The following is a 15,610-nucleotide window of genomic DNA, read 5'->3' on the forward strand; positions in this document are numbered from 1 at the left end:
AACATAGACTTTTTAGGCGGTGCTTATTTCACGATTATGACCCGGGCGTTAAAATCATCCCGGACTATATATAACCGATCCCCCGGTTTTATTTCTCCATAATCGATAATCTGGTTGTTTTTAATAAGCAGGGCTTGTTCTTGATTAATTCTAATAGTGCTGCTCCTGGGCATCCATTGATCTTTGCGGGCACTCCAGTCTGCGGCATCATTAAGAACAATGGTCCAGCCTACCAAGGGGTCATCATTAACTACCCCTACCCGACCCGTTGTTATCCTTTGACGGAGCAGGGAATCCTGGTCTTTTTCCACACCGATAGCCACCACACGGTCACCATCTGAATATATATAAGCATACCAGTTCTTCAGATCATATTCCCGGCTGCGATCACTATCTTCATCAACGGCATAATCCCCGACATAAAATTCTTCTGCAGCCAGCCGGCGGCCGGTTTCTAGATCAACTATACAGGTATCATGATCGTAGAAAAATTGTTTATCCTTGTCAAAGGAATCCCATTCATGTCCATTTAGTAAGAAGAAATCTTTAATACGTATCTGATCTTGGAAAACTTCATCTAATTTTCCTGCATACAGATAGTGCTGTCCGCTGTTAGAATGGTTTACATCTTCATTGTAAACATAGATAATACCTGCCATGCGGGAATCACCCCGCCCATCAACTAAGATGAAAGCATCATCATTGACATCCAGGGCATAACGGTCCTGTAAACGCCCATTTTTTATAATAATACTACCTTCATTAATACTAATATTCTGGTGGTCAGCTAATTCAAACATGTCGGTATACCAGTTAAGGGTCTTAATCTTATCCGAAAAATGGGATTCGTACTGGTTTTTTATTACTATACGCTCAGCTTTTTCCCGACCCATGATTTCCCGGCTAACCAGAAAAACCGTTTGACCTTGATAATATTTTAGGTTTTTGGGCATAACTTTTTGCCCGCCAATATACATAAGAATATCAGAATCATGAGGAACCGGCCAGGTAGGTCGATCCTTTTGCCAGGACCCATTGCGAAATACCTGCAAGTTTTCTATGATCAGCTTATTGCCTATTCCATCCGCATAAGCCAAGGTTCCCTTGTAAAGGCCCTTGACCAGTATTGAATCCCCTTCGATTTCCATCCGGCTGATTAGATTAGTATGCAGTTCATCAAAAAACAGTTTAACCCGGTCCCCCCTATACAGGCTGTCTGCCGGTACAATTTGCCCTTTGCGCAAAATAATAGTGGCGGAAGTGGTAAAATAAACCTCCCGGGTGCCATCTCCCCGCATAATCTCAATTTGATCGCGATCAATATGGGTGATATTCCCTTTACGCACCTTGGCCCCCGGGCTAAGATAGCCCATATTAACGGTAGAATATGCCTCGATAGCGTTAATCTGCCGGCCTTGCAACTGGGCATAAATCTCCATACCAGGTCGTATTTCTTTTAAGCTAACTGGCCGTCTATCAATAGAACAGTTTACCGTAGGGCTTATGGCGATAAGGTAGTTCTGACCCTGGTAGGATTCGATTAAAGCCAAGAAATTAGTACCCTCCGGAGAAGATTGAACTTCTAGCCAATAGCCTTCTATATATCCCTGGGTAAAGGGATTTTCCTCCGCCCTTACTTCTCCACCCGGCCATAGCCATAAGACCATAATAGCAGCCAAAATAAACGCAGTTAATTTTAATTTTCTCACCATGTTCTCTCACCCTGCCTTTGTCCTCCCACGGTGTAGAGGCCCATTTGATTTATTGAACCTGCCGCCGCACTAACCAGAGCCGGGGTATTACCTACCCTTTGCCAGGTCTGTTTGTTTTCATCATAGCGGTATAAACCCAGGTTTTCTAACCGTCGCCAACTAGCTTTAGTAGTATCATAATCCATCACCAGGCTCATATTTGAGGCCAGGTAATGTAAAGGGACCTTATCCTGATCAAGATAAAACTCGCTTTGTAATTGGTAGATAGAGGACAGGTTGTTAAAGTTATTGGTAGTACCGGAATAAGGAGTTATTGTAAACCTTACCCCGGCTGTACTACGGTTCCGGTTTTCTATTACCCTGGAAATTTTAAAAGCACCCGGATTAAATTTGAGGGAAAAATCCTTTCCTGTTACCTGTATGTCACCAGCCCGATAATCAACTACTATTTCTGCCGGTATGCTTATTACTGCAACTCGGGCACCAGCTAATTCCCCTCTGGTCAGGTCTATATTTAACGGCTGCGAGCCGTGATCAATCCGGCCTACCACTACATAGGCAGTATCCCCCCGGCGCTGGATATTGGTCCGATCACCAATCTCACCATCTCCATCAGGAGCCCCTACCTTATAACCGGTACGCACTTTATTACTTTCCGCCGAAGGGGAGGAAGACCCGAAATCTCCAACTGCCTTAACCAGGAATTTATAGGTAGTACGTGGTTCCAGGTTTTTGTATAGAAAAGCAGTAGTACTGCTGGAACCGGCAAATTCCGTCTGCTGGTCTTCAATAACATAGATGTCGTAACTGGTGGCACCAGTTACCGGATTCCAGGTAACCTTAATAGCCCGGTCGGTGCTATGGTATTGATCATGGACTATTTCCGCCCAGACTTTACCTTCTGGAGCCTCTAAGTCTGGAAGGTCATAGCTTATATCATCATAAGAATCACTAGCCCCCTGATCGGGGTTGATTACTATTAATCCCTGACTATTCATCTTACCGGCAGGGGTTTTAACTACCAGAGTCTGGGTGTCTATAAATTTAACTTCACTACCTTCAATACCCTCATCTAAGCGGTACAACTCCAACTCATTGCTGGAGAAATTATCTACCTTTTTATTGGTTATACGATAAATAATATTACTTGCGGAGGAGGGTGAATCCATCCGGGTAGTTACCGGCGCAAATACTACCCGGGCTCCTTCCATAAACCCAGTTCCTTTTATTTTGATTTCCTGCCCACCCTTAACTGATATAGTTTTTTTATATTCATTTTCAGTAGGATCGGTGGGACTAACTACCGCTGTCACCCGGGGGTTACTTATGTAAGTATAAATCCCTCCTGGGGAAGAGATTTCTCCATCGGGATTTTCTACCCTTACCTCCACTTGTCCGGGCATATTAACCGGAGTAAAAGCATAAATGGTTTTGTAATCGACCCTCTCCACCCCAGTAGCCTTTTGTCCACCAAAATACACCGTCATGGACTGGTTCTCATATCCCTCCAACCGGGAACGAAAATCCTCACCCTCAATTTTCACTCTAGTTCCACCTGCTACCGGTCCAGTGTCCGGGGTTATAGTAGTTACCTTGGGACCACTTTCTCCCCGAGTAAACTGGATATAAATTTTATCCTCCTCTAATGCTGAAGAAGGCTCATCAGAGGCAGCTATACCTCCATCCTGGTTGATTACTACCAGACGATGCAATACCCCTATGTTTTTTTCACTCACATCTGGCATAGTAAAAGTAAGCTTACCAGGTAGAGTATAGGTAATGTCCCCGGGATTAATCTTCATATCCCCTATCTGAATTGCTGCATTTTGCCGAAAGTCTTCCCCCAACACGCTAACCTCACTATGACCCTGGTAGTTCATACGTAAAACTTTAATCGTCCGGCCATTAATATTCATCTTTTCCGGGTTTTGACCATCTCGCACTATATTAATAATACGGGGACTACTATCTGGATTCATGTAAGTAAACTTGCTAAACGCCTGGGACTGATCAGGATTAATAACTGCAACCGGCACTTCGCCTACCGTATAGTAAGAAGGAGTACGAACTATCAAATGCCCGGAATCTACTACATCAACTACCGGAGCAAAGCCCCGCTCCACAATCAGCCGGTTAGCCGGATCCTGAACAACTTGCACCCGTACCATTTCATAGCCATAGTAAGGCTTATTCTGGTCATTAACCAGGTTGCTCAGATCAAAAAAGGTGGGGGAGCCATCAAACCCTAAATAATCCATAGCATAACTTTCACCCTGATGAGGGGTAAGAACCAGCCTGATACTTTGCTTACTAGCTTGATAAGACACAGTAAGTCCACCGGGTAATTCCAGCCGCGGGACTTCTCCTCCCACTATTATCCCGGCTTCCGGGTCATCGGCATTAGATATTTCCCCAAAGCGTACCATGACCTGCTCCCTGGTTTTGATTCCACCCGGCTGTAGCAGTTTTATAGAACCTGCCTTAAAATCAAGTCCATGAATCTCCACCGGTTCATTACCTTGTTTTTTGCCTACTGCTGGAATAATACTGTTAATCACTGGTTGGGATCCTTTAAACGTAAACGGTTTGCTATTAGACATACCAAAGTCATTGTTAAGGACATAAACTTCCACCTTACCAGAGGAGGAAAGCGGAGTTAATACCCCAATGAAGTTTTTACCAAAGTCAACCATCTCGGCAGTCTGGTTGCCAAAATATACCCGGGGTAGTATTTTTTTATCATCTTCTGACAGGTCTTGGGTAGTACCTCTACCGGAAAGATCCGTATAACTACCATCACCATTTAAGTCGGTAAAAGGTTCCCCGGGGGTATACTTGAAATCCACCACTAACGTATCCTCAAAGGGTTCAAAAAAGCGAAAATCCCGGCCAATAATCTGTACATACTCCCCACCGGCCGCCTGGCCCTCAGTCCGGGAAAGCCGATCGATTACCGGCTGGCTGGTAGGCACTATATAGGTAAATCCCTTTTCCAGACCAGTACTGCCCCCATCAGTAGGATTTAAAATATTTACCGGTACGCTCTTTTGGTCTACTCCCAGTTCTTTACGCAGGTCACCAGGATAGGGTGGCACTTTTACCCTTATACTCTTTCCGTCCGCTCTCACAAAGGTATCCGCCGCCGCCACTTCTATAGTATTGATAAAAACCCGGCTCTTAACTACACCATTATCTTCAAAGTTAGCACCTCTTATCTCAATAAAATATCCCCCTTGGGTTGAACCCCGCTCCGGCTCAATGGAGGTAATTTCCGGGATAACCTGAGGACGCTTATAAAACTTAAAGGCATCTGGCAGGGTAACCTTTTTAGTATCAGGATTTACCACCGTTACATCATACAGCCCTTGGGCCCCCAGATTAGGAACCATAACCAGGATACGCCTACCCTGATCAATAACCTGGACACGATGGCCGGTTATTATTTGGCTGGCAGGATCAACCTGGTATGGTGTAACCAGATCCAGCTTTTTCTCAATAGCGGCACCCTTTAAGGTAATACAATCAGCTTTTTCGCCAGAAGCAAGGGCTAATTTATATCCCTGGCCAGTCCGGTCAGTAGCCTTCAGGACTCCGCTGTCAGCGGAAACTATGTATTCTCCTACTCCATCAGTAATAATAATTTGTCCCTGATGGTTCTCTTTAAAAACCAGGAATTGCTTACTATCCCGGTCCTTTAATAGGACACTATAGTAATATCCGGCCAGTACCACCTGGTCCCCCTCCGCCCGTAAGATTTTATCAGTAGCAGGGCCGGTATAACCTTGTAATCCAATCCGGTTAGTATCAGGCTGGTAATAGTATTGGTTTACATCCTGATTGTCAAATAAAACCCGGCTGCCTATCAGACGATATATTCCCATATCTGTTTCGGTAGCGGTAGGATCGGGAGCCATAAAAACATCCCCATTTATAACTACCAGGCTGTTAATAGTCCCTTCCGGAGGACTAACCTTAAAAATACGTGGATCAGTAGTAGTCTTTACATAGGTAAAATTAGTACTATCCTGTCCTCCTTCTCCATTCATTACCACTAAACGGGTAGTACCTTCCCGTCCTTTAGGGGCATCAAATATAATTAATTGTGAGGAAGGATCCCGCTTAAAACTAACCTCAGCTCCCCCTAAAAACACTTTTACATCCGGCTGGAAATTGTACCCCTCAATACGAATACCCTTTTCTCCCTCTACAGATACTACCTCAGGAGTAACCCCGGTAATCACTGGAGTCTTATTCTCACTTACCGTAACAAATTGAATAATGTCGCTTTTTCTTAACGGATAACCATAGTCACCGGAATCAGTCTTAGGGTTAGTGATTTCAATATAAGTGGGAAAGTTCAGCCCATCTTTTTTCAGATCCAGTTTAAGCCCGGCCGGTATCCTTATTAAAATACAGTTACCGCTATCCCAGCCGGTAGATCCATCTACCGTAGTAGTACCGTCCAAGATTTCCAGACTGGCCCCGGCCATGGGGTTGCCATTACGATCTACTACATGATTTTTGTCTTTGCCCTCCCGGGCCAGAAAAACTACCCCCCCTAGATCTACCCGGGGATAGAGTATCTTTTCTTCCCCAGTAGCCGGTTCAAGATAACGGGTCACCTTAAAATTTTGGCCGTATATGCCTAAGACCATATCTACTCTGGTTTGATAGCCCCCATCATCTACCACCTGAATTTTATCTGGTACAACTTTATTTATCACCGGTTCAGTAAAGCTGGGTATATAAGTAAATCCTTTTTCCCTTTTAACCTGTTCTTTAAATTCATAGATTTCACCGGTAGGAGTACCGTCCGCTGTAGTTACTGTTATCGTGGTTATAATATCAATTACTACATCTTGGCTAGGGTTTTTGGCCATATCCAGACTAGATATACCCTGGGTAACTACCTTCACAGTGTCATACTGGTTGTTACCTTTTATAAAATCCTGCTCCTCTAATGACTGGAAAATTGCTGGTGATCCAATATGAACCCGAAGGTCTTTTTCCACCAGTACCGATTTAAGTTTGTCCCCTGGACGGTAAGTACCCGACCCGTAATTTATTTTTAAAACCGTTCCGGCTTCATGTATAGACTTTTGATCCCGGGTTTTAACTTCGTCATCAATTTCCAGTTTATCAATATATAGTTCCTCTATATTCTTACCCACAATAGTGACCGGGGTCTCACCATCATTAGGTCCTTCCGCCGGTTTAAGGTTAACAATCTCCGGTGCATTATCAGCACTAATAATAACAAAATCCCCCACGACCATTTCCCGGGTAATCTGATTGCGTAGGTCCTGATTAGCCTGGGATCCGCTGACAAAATTAGTAAGCACAACCTTATAGGTCCCGGGAATTAGATTAGGCACCTTTACTTTTATAGTATCCCGCTCATCTACCCGGGGTATATATTCATGATCAGTTCCCATATTCCCTGAATAGTAAGGATCAGTAACATTGCGCAGGAAAAAGACAGAATATTTGTCTAGTTGCGGAGCCTGAAAATATACGGTAGTGCGCCCAGGAACCCCTTTGTTAGGGTACATTTCCAGATCGCTAACCTCCAGGGGATAAACAGCCCGGAATTGATTTTGATACAATTTACGGATAGTTACCTTTTGACTTACATTGGCAACATCTTCCAATTGGCGGGTAAATACGATATCATGCATTTGGGGATCTCCGGTAGGGTTTTCCACTGTAATAGTGTTTTCGGTTCGTTTAATAGTGCCATTGAAAGTACCACCACCAAAGCTCAATTCATCATTATGCAGATTACTGCCATTAATCTGCAAAGTACCCTTTTTAAGATAGATGACTTTTGGCTCTACACTGTTGATAGTAGGCATAAGGCTATTGTCAGTTGCAACTTTTTTGCCGGCCACCGTTAAACCATCACTAAAATAAATAGCATCGATTTCATTACTGTTAAGTTCAAACTTTAGAAACTCATCCAGATTATGTACTCTTTTACCTAAATCTACTCCCAGTATCTGTGATCCCTTGGCCGTCTGTACCCGTACCATAGCATCTTTTAGAAAATCTCCCTCTATTTCAATAACTCCTCCTACGGTTTCCAAAACTTCATTATAGGTTCTCAGGATGGTTATCGATTCCATCTGAACTTCTTCTGCAGCTATAACCGGTTTTAAGCCTGCTACGGCTACTAATATAAAAGCTAAGCCTATAACTGCTACTACTGCCCCCCTAAATCTTTTCATCATCTTCATCAACTCCCCCGAATACTATGATCATCATTTTCCTCTATTTCCTAGTTTAACTGAATCTAATTAAAACCCGGACTATCTTATCGGTCTTTATGACAGGTATCTCGTACCTGGTTATTTCCCCCATCCGGGAGGCTGTTCCACAACTATAAAAATCCCCGGGATACGACTGTCAAACACGACCTGGCTGTTTAACCAGTCAATTCTGAAGGCCTGGTCAAACCAGATACGCCGCTTATCATCAAACCGTAATACTTGTAGGTCGGCCCCGGGCGGTGCCAGGAAGGGCAGGCGCACCTTTACCAGATCTATATTGATATTTTCACCTTTAACTTCCAGGAAAGAAGAACAGGTCTTAAATACCCCTAACTTGCCGATCAGAGCAGGGATATCACCAGGAGCACCATGCCCTATGGTTAAAACCGGGTCACCTGTCCCCGCCCACGCCTTTACTCCGTAGAAATTAAGGTCAGCCCAATTAGAAATAATCTCTAGCTCTCCCAGGTAAGCATCCTGCTTTAGTATGATATGGCTCTCCCAGGTGTCACGGCCCAGCAATTTATCCAGATCTAGTCTTAACCAGTCCCGATTTCGGCCAATATCACTTAGCTTCAGGGTATCCCGGCTTAACAATACGGTCTCCTGTACTTCTCCATAGCGGTCTGCCCTGTGTTCTCTTACTAAATCCCCTGGTACAGGAAGTGAAGAAGTTTGCACAATACTCAAGGCATTGTGCAAAACCTGGCGATGGTGATCACTATTGGCTACTTCGACATGATATAAACCTGGTTCCAACCGTTCTTTCCTGGGCAGGTATGCCTTCAAATAACGGCGCTGGTCTATATCTTCAAAAGGGTTACCGTCTGCATCTGCTACCTTCACTTTATATGCCTCTTCACCCCGGTCTTTACCATCGGTAAAAAATCTTGCCTCTACACTATCCGCAAAAAAGTCACCATAAATGCGTACTGGTTCCCAGTACTCGTAGTCCTCGCCTAGGCTAGCCGGGGATAGACCTGTGACTATAGGATTGGCCAGGGTAGTAAAAGACCACACCTGGGCCTGATTCCCATGGCCATTTTCATCTTCTATGATGCCTGGTCCGATATAAACCTGGTAACTGGTCTGAGACCTTAAAGGCTTAATCGGAATATACAAATAGGCATAACTATCCAGTTTGAAAAGATAGCTAAGTATATCCGGGTTCTGTTCCATTCTCACCAGGAGCTCGTCATCAATCATCGAGGTCTGACTGCCCCCCTCAGAATAGAAATGACAGGTGCTACGTATCCTCTGGAGCGCATCCTGGCTTAGTCTTAAATTCCCCTGCCCCTGAAAGGTTAACCTGATAAAATAATGGGTAGCACCTTCAATTTGCCTTGTTAAGAGATTTTTCTCATCTACGGCTTCTCCTCGGGGGCTGTAATCTATACATTCCGGGTAATCCTGCACCGGTAGTTGATCAGCACTGGCCACTGGTACCCAGGCCACTACTCCCAGTTGAAAAACCAGCCCCCAGGCTAAAATACTTATTATCAATTGGCGGTAATATTTCATATAACTACTCTCCCACCTATAACATACATATTCTCTATAATTTATCGGTAGGAATCCTTATCTCCTTTAGAATCTGTTTAATTAACCTGATCTTACTTTCTTTCCGGAAGGGAATTAAGGGTTAATAGTCAGCTATTACCCCTAATTATTTTAGAAAGAGTAGGGGTGTTGAAGTAAGGTTAAGAATTCATTGTCACCTATTGCCTTACCTGGTGTCCGGATATTTTTCCTTAAAACATTTCTAGTCCTTCCTGCCGTTCTCATCATGCTCCGATTCAATCCATTGACGGGTTAGCTCCTGCAGTTTATCCTCTATCTCTTCCAAGGCTACTACCACCAGCGGATCAAATAAGCTGCCGGTAGCCTTTTTAATAACCTCAAGTGCCAATCGGTGCTCTAGCCTTTCCTCGGAAGAGGCCAGCAGGGTCAGGGCATCATAAATATCAGCCACGGCTATAATTCGGGCGGCCAGCGGTATTTCAGTGTGCCTCAAACCTTTGGGATAGCCACTACCATCATAACGTTCATGGTGATAAAGAACCGCCTCCCGTACCCTAGTAAATTTCAGGGTAGCCGGTAGCATAGCCACTCCCTGCTGGGGATGCTCCTCATCTATTCCGCCAGCACTTCTACCAATATCATGCAACCAGGCCGCATATCCCAAATCATTGAGTTCCCCTGCTTCTAATCCCAGTTGCCGCCCCAGCCATACAGCTATAGTATTAACCCGCTGGGAATGTCCCCGGAAAGCAGGATCATGGGTCTCTATACCAGCTACCAAAGATACTAGTAATTGGCGATGATAATCAGTAATCTGCTCTCTTTCCTGCAAATTAGCGATTAGGGTAGCAGCCTGAAGGGATAACCCATAAAGGCGCTTACGGTGATTTTCGGTAAAGGATCGGTTATGATAGCTGTAAACAGCTACTGCCCCAAAAACTTGCTCATGGACTACTACCGGTACAGCTAATAAGGAGGTTATTGTCGCCGAACTTCCCATTATCCTGCGGGTACCATTTTCCTCCTGAAAAAACCGTTTCCCCTCTTTAAGGGCTGCCGCGATATCCTCCCAACCTGGTGGAATCGGTAAAGATAAATTAGCCTGGGTATCTATTATAAAGACCAGGCTTTCCAGTTCCTTATCTATAGTCCGGCTTACCGCCTGAAGTCGCTGTAAAGCAGAAGGGATATCCTTTTGAAGGATCATCCTGACTACACCCTGTTCAAATCGTTCCATTTCCTCTATTAAAACCAGGCGCTTATTACTCATCGCCAGGTAATAGGTAACTACTAAGCCCAGGCCCATTACAATAAAGGCAGCCAAAATTACTGGTAGCTTTATACTCAAAAAAATCGCGGTGATCAAAGCAGTACCGATCAACCCCGCCCAAATAATGCGCTGCTGCATATCCTTTCCTCCCATAAACATCCACCCCATTAATGCTATATTACAAAGCCACTCCTTAGTTTTAGGGTTCCACTCTTACCACAATTTTCCCTGCCGGCTATGCAACTAATCGTAGGATTTCATCCTTTTATCATCATATTATCTGAATGTTTTCCGGTCTAATGTACAAGCCCCTATCTTTAACCCCTTAAAATAATTTTTTTAATAACCCGTCCCTTTATCGTCCATGCTAAAAGTAATCTGGAAAGGAGGTTTTCACTTATGAACGATCAAAAACATATCAACCTGCTCGTTTTTAGTGGTGAGTATGATAAAGCCCTGGCTGCTTTGATCCTGGCTAATGGAGCCCGGGAAATGAAGGTATCAGTTACCATGTTTTTTGCTTTCTGGGGGCTGCTGCTTCTACGGGATCCCGATAAAATGAACCAGGAAGAAAAAACTGCTTATGAAAAAATGTTTTCCACTATGACTCCCAAATGTGCGGAAGATTTACCCTTATCACGTATGAATATGAGCGGTCTGGGTAAGTTTATGCTCCAGGAAATGATGGATGAAAACCAGACCCCTCGTTTGCGCGATTTTTTGGCCGGGGCACGTAAAAAAAATGTTAATTTTTATGCCTGCCAATTATCAATGGAGGTTATGGGTTTTAAAGCAGAGGAATTACTTCCCGAAGTAAAAGTAGTAGATGTAAAAGAATTTCTTAAAGATGCTATGGATGCTGATATGCAATTATTTATTTAGATTAGGATAAACTCCTGGAGTAAACTCCCTTTTGCCATTTTTGCTTATGTTACATCCTAAAGTCAGGCACAAATTTGGTCATCCCCACCGATTTCATAAAAGTAACCTATTGGTTATAGGGGCTGTGTCAAAACTTTATCCTGTTCATAGTATAGATAAAACGCACTATCAGGATGGTAATAAATTATGCGCAGACCTTCGGTAAAAAAATTCCGCAAAAGTGTCATCGGAATTGATCAGCGGGTAACTACCCGAATCGGTAAAAGTGTGCCCTATGTACATTTTGATAATGCGGCCAGTACCCCTGCATTACAACCGGTTATGTCCAAATTGGAGGAATTTCTGATCTGGTATTCTGGTGTTCACCGGGGTACAGGCCATAAATCGATCATATGCTCACAGATTTATGATCACTGTCATGAGATAATAGCTGATTTTGTAGGCGCTGACCTGAATCATAATACCGTTATTATGCTAAAAAACACTACCGAAGCCATTAACAAGCTATCCTATCGCCTACCTTTAAATAATGGCGCTCTGGTAGTCAGCACCGAAATGGAACATCATTCTAATGATCTTCCCTGGCGCCGGGGAGGTAAGGTGAAATACGTCCGGGTGGATGAGAAAGGCCTTTTAGACCTGGCAGATCTTAAAAATATCCTACGCCGCTACTATCCCCGGGTTAAACTGGTTACCGTATGTGGGGCATCTAACGTAACCGGCCATATCAATGACATTCACCTTATTGCAGAGATGGCCCATGAATATGGAGCGGCTCTGCTGGTAGATGCAGCTCAGCTGGTTCCTCACCATCCAGTAGATATGAAACCAGATCACCACCCGCAGCATATTGATTACCTAGCTTTCTCTGGACATAAAATATTTTCTCCTTTTGGCAGCGGGGTCTTAATCGGACCTCGTCGTACCTTCGCATGGGGAGAACCGGAATACCAGGGAGGAGGTACAGTAGATCTGGTAACTAACCATAATGTAATCTGGACTGACCTGCCAGATAAAGAGGAAGCTGGTTCTCCTAATGTTGTAGGAACATTTCTTTTAGCAGAAACCCTTAAATACTTACAAAAGGTGGGTATGTCCGAGATTTGTGCTTATGAACAGCAGCTAACTAGTTATGCGTTAGAAAAAATATCCTCCCTCCCCGGTATAACTGTATATGGCAGCATGCCCCGGGTAGGAGTCATCAGCTTTAATCTGGAGGAAATCTCCCATAATCAACTAGGAAACCTACTATGCCTGGAAGGAGGCATAGGAGTTAGAACCGGATGCTTTTGTGCCCAGGGCTATGTACGCAAACTTATGGGTTTAGATGAAGATCAGCAGTCATATGCTTCTTATTTGGAAAAAGGGCTGGAAGAACTGCCCGGCATGGTTAGAATTAGCCTGGCGGCTTATAATACTCACCGGGAGATTGACCACCTAGTAAACCTCCTTAAAAAAATATCCTCCCATAAGCAATATTACCGTAAATTAAAGGCTGAGTTACCTCCTGCCTCACAGTGGCTTCCCAGCAACAGCTCTTTGCGTAACCTGGTAGTCTGATCTAAATCCTATACCGAGCATCAACTTAGGCTGCTTTTTTATTTTATCGGCACAGATTTTTATGATTTTTTTGACATTTTCTTGGTTCAGTTTTAGTATATGATTATATATGAATATTGCCGTAAAGGGAGGTGCTCTATGAAATTAATCCAGGTAATGCGCGCACTTGGGGATGAAACCAGACTGCGAATATTTAATCTACTCCAACATGGACAGCTGACCGTGGGAGAAATCGAAACTATTCTCGGGGTTAAGCAATCCAATGTTTCCAGACATCTAAGCCGCCTGAAACATTCCCATCTTATCACCTATGAAAAAAGAGCCCAATGGGTGTACTACCAGCTAAATCATCAAATGATGGAAAATCACCCGATTCTGACTGCCTTTCTAGAGTGGGAAGTGGGGAAGTTGGAACAGTGCAGGAAAGATCTGGAGAGATTAAGTAAATACCGTCTAACTGAAAAAAAAGTCTTTGATCCATAATCAAGTTGAGGGTACCATAGTATCGGCCTTCTGGTTTGATTCCCCTAGCAGCACAGCAATTGCCTGTCATCTAGCTATACTACGGGGAGGAGATAATATGAAATCGACCACACAGCTTATCAGTTCGATTGTTCTTAAGGAAGGCATCAGCTATATTGAAAAAGACCCTATTGAAAATCTGGGCAAGCTGCTAAACTGGGGAGAAAAGCTAGTTACTAAGGCAGACCATAAAAAATATGCCCAAGCCTTTCACAAAATCCTCAGCGACCCGGATAACCACTGGAATCAATTTATTAGGAAGGTTTTTTCCCAGTATGATACTAATGTATTGAAAAAATTTATCATTAATTTTATGGTTAATTCGACTATTATGGGGGTACCTATCAACGAAGAGCTCTCCAAAAAGTATGCATGTAACATTCCCTGGGCCATCCTGATGGATCCCACCGCTACCTGTAATCTCAAATGCCTGGGGTGCTGGGCAGCAGAATATGCCAAATCCTCTTCATTAGACTACCAAACCATGAACCGGATTATTGAAGAAGGTAAAGCATTAGGTACTTATATGTATATATTCTCCGGTGGGGAACCTCTGATTCGTGCCCAGGATCTGCTTAGGCTTGCTGCCGAACACGATGATTGTATGTTTTTAGCCTTTACTAATGCCACTTTAGTAGATCATGAAATAGCCCGTCAAATGGTTAAAGCTGCTAACTTTGCCTTGGCTATCAGTGTAGAAGGATTTGAAGAAGAAACCGACATGCGCAGGGGAAATGGCACCTTTAAGCAGGTGATGAAGGCTATGGATATACTTAAGGAACATGGGGTACCTTTTGGCTTTTCCACCTGCTATCACAGCAAAAATACTGATGTGGTAGGATCTGACGCTTATATCGATCTAATGGTCGATAAGGGCTGTCTCTTTGGCTGGTACTTTACGTATATGCCACTAGGGAAAAATGCCGACCTTAGTCTAGTTGCCACACCTGAGCAAAGAGCCTATATGTACCAGCGGGTACGCAAGCTTCGCAACACCAGGCCTATTTTCGTTATAGATTTTTGGAATGACGGTGAATTCTCCCAGGGTTGTATTGCCGGAGGTAGAAAATATCTGCATATCAATGCTAATGGTGATGTGGAACCGTGTGCATTTATTCATTATTCCAACGTAAACATAAAAGATGTAAGCCTTTTAGAAGCCCTACAATCACCTCTTTTTTTACAGTACCACCAAAACCAGCCCTTCAACAAAAACCACCTGCGTCCCTGTCCCCTGTTAGATAATCCCCACAAGTTACGGGATATGGTACATATTTCCGGGGCGCGATCTACGCAACCAGGTGATATGGAATCAGTCGATAACCTCACCGCCAAATGCGAAGAGGTAGCTTCTGACTGGTCCAAAACCGCCGATCAACTCTGGTCTCAACAGATCCGCTAAACTTATAACGGGAGCAGGATTACTTTCCTGCTCCTTTTTTATTGACATATCCATCCGGATAGTTAACCTGTACATTTCCGGGGGGTATCCCGTTTACTTTTTTATTACCAGGGTGAATCTTATTACTTTCTGCATGATGAATTACCCGCCTTGCAGTCTCAATAATGCACCATCCGACTGTAGCCATGGGCTTTTCGCATCATATAGGCAAATCGTTATTTTCTCCGTCATGAATACCCACCTAATATAATTAGCCAAGCTTAATGGTTTCATAACCCGGTTATAAGTATAGTTTAATCCAGCCCTTTCCAGTCTTAGGTTTTTATAAGCAAGCACTTATGGCAAGACCAAGCTAATCTAAATACCCGGGCAGTTTTATTAACCCCTATCCCCCACACGCTGCTACTACTATGAAGATGGATTTCTGCATAGCAAGGTAGTTACTACGGATGGCTTTTTTAGATACCTAATC

At 43.7% G+C, this 15,610-nt stretch carries 9 protein-coding genes; 4 read left to right on the plus strand and 5 right to left on the minus strand.

What is annotated here, in order from left to right:
• Positions 1 to 23 precede the first annotated feature (23 nt).
• The 4 genes from ACZ5Q0_RS05120 to ACZ5Q0_RS05135 all read right to left on the minus strand — a co-directional run bounded on the left by ACZ5Q0_RS05120 (position 24) and on the right by ACZ5Q0_RS05135 (position 10,910).
• Positions 24 to 1,712 carry a hypothetical protein gene (locus ACZ5Q0_RS05120; RefSeq protein WP_447182791.1) on the minus strand — a complete coding sequence of 563 codons (1,689 nt, stop codon included), beginning with the start codon at positions 1,710 to 1,712 and terminating at the stop codon, positions 24 to 26.
• Complete coding sequence (locus ACZ5Q0_RS05125; protein WP_447182792.1) at positions 1,706 to 7,942, minus strand: IPT/TIG domain-containing protein; 6,237 nt, start codon at positions 7,940 to 7,942, stop codon at positions 1,706 to 1,708. Before ACZ5Q0_RS05125 ends, ACZ5Q0_RS05120 begins: the two co-directional genes overlap by 7 nt.
• Positions 7,943 to 8,059: 117 nt before the next feature.
• Positions 8,060 to 9,502, minus strand: a complete 1,443-nt coding sequence (locus ACZ5Q0_RS05130; protein ID WP_446819037.1) for a hypothetical protein — start codon at positions 9,500 to 9,502, stop codon at positions 8,060 to 8,062.
• 241 nt (positions 9,503 to 9,743) lie between these two features.
• Positions 9,744 to 10,910 (minus strand): HD-GYP domain-containing protein, encoded by a 1,167-nt coding sequence (locus ACZ5Q0_RS05135; protein ID WP_446819036.1) that lies wholly within the window; start codon positions 10,908 to 10,910, stop codon positions 9,744 to 9,746.
• Between the two features lie 261 nt (positions 10,911 to 11,171).
• Here ACZ5Q0_RS05135 and ACZ5Q0_RS05140 point away from each other — a divergent pair, with 261 nt between their 5' ends.
• From ACZ5Q0_RS05140 to ACZ5Q0_RS05155, 4 genes are all read left to right on the plus strand, one after another.
• Entirely contained in the window at positions 11,172 to 11,654 is a 483-nt protein-coding gene (locus ACZ5Q0_RS05140; RefSeq protein ID WP_446819035.1) for a DsrE/DsrF/DrsH-like family protein, read from the plus strand.
• 186 nt (positions 11,655 to 11,840) lie between these two features.
• Entirely contained in the window at positions 11,841 to 13,214 is a 1,374-nt protein-coding gene (locus tag ACZ5Q0_RS05145; RefSeq protein WP_446819034.1) for an aminotransferase class V-fold PLP-dependent enzyme, read from the plus strand.
• 138 nt (positions 13,215 to 13,352) lie between these two features.
• Positions 13,353 to 13,697 carry an ArsR/SmtB family transcription factor gene (locus ACZ5Q0_RS05150; protein WP_446819033.1) on the plus strand — a complete coding sequence of 115 codons (345 nt, stop codon included), beginning with the start codon at positions 13,353 to 13,355 and terminating at the stop codon, positions 13,695 to 13,697.
• 97 nt (positions 13,698 to 13,794) lie between these two features.
• Positions 13,795 to 15,138 (plus strand): radical SAM/SPASM domain-containing protein, encoded by a 1,344-nt coding sequence (locus tag ACZ5Q0_RS05155; RefSeq protein WP_446819032.1) that lies wholly within the window; start codon positions 13,795 to 13,797, stop codon positions 15,136 to 15,138.
• A gap of 19 nt (positions 15,139 to 15,157) precedes the next feature.
• On the opposite strand, the gene ACZ5Q0_RS05160 is transcribed toward ACZ5Q0_RS05155, so the two are convergent.
• Positions 15,158 to 15,325 (minus strand): hypothetical protein, encoded by a 168-nt coding sequence (locus ACZ5Q0_RS05160; RefSeq protein ID WP_464827264.1) that lies wholly within the window; start codon positions 15,323 to 15,325, stop codon positions 15,158 to 15,160.
• Positions 15,326 to 15,610 lie beyond the last annotated feature (285 nt).

It is taken from the genome of Syntrophomonas erecta subsp. sporosyntropha (assembly GCF_055395365.1).

Bases quoted from the DNA above. Each gene is read 5' to 3' on its own strand.
- ACZ5Q0_RS05135 (WP_446819036.1), bottom strand. From the start codon at position 10,910: ATGCAGCAGCGCATTATTTGGGCGGGGTTGATCGGTACTGCTTTGATC.
- ACZ5Q0_RS05160 (WP_464827264.1), bottom strand. From the start codon at position 15,325: ATGGCTACAGTCGGATGGTGCATTATTGAGACTGCAAGGCGGGTAATT.
- ACZ5Q0_RS05145 (WP_446819034.1), top strand. From the start codon at position 11,841: ATGCGCAGACCTTCGGTAAAAAAATTCCGCAAAAGTGTCATCGGAATT.
- ACZ5Q0_RS05140 (WP_446819035.1), top strand. From the start codon at position 11,172: ATGAACGATCAAAAACATATCAACCTGCTCGTTTTTAGTGGTGAGTAT.
- ACZ5Q0_RS05155 (WP_446819032.1), top strand. From the start codon at position 13,795: ATGAAATCGACCACACAGCTTATCAGTTCGATTGTTCTTAAGGAAGGC.
- ACZ5Q0_RS05120 (WP_447182791.1), bottom strand. From the start codon at position 1,712: ATGGTGAGAAAATTAAAATTAACTGCGTTTATTTTGGCTGCTATTATG.
- ACZ5Q0_RS05130 (WP_446819037.1), bottom strand. From the start codon at position 9,502: ATGAAATATTACCGCCAATTGATAATAAGTATTTTAGCCTGGGGGCTG.
- ACZ5Q0_RS05150 (WP_446819033.1), top strand. From the start codon at position 13,353: ATGAAATTAATCCAGGTAATGCGCGCACTTGGGGATGAAACCAGACTG.
- ACZ5Q0_RS05125 (WP_447182792.1), bottom strand. From the start codon at position 7,942: ATGATGAAAAGATTTAGGGGGGCAGTAGTAGCAGTTATAGGCTTAGCT.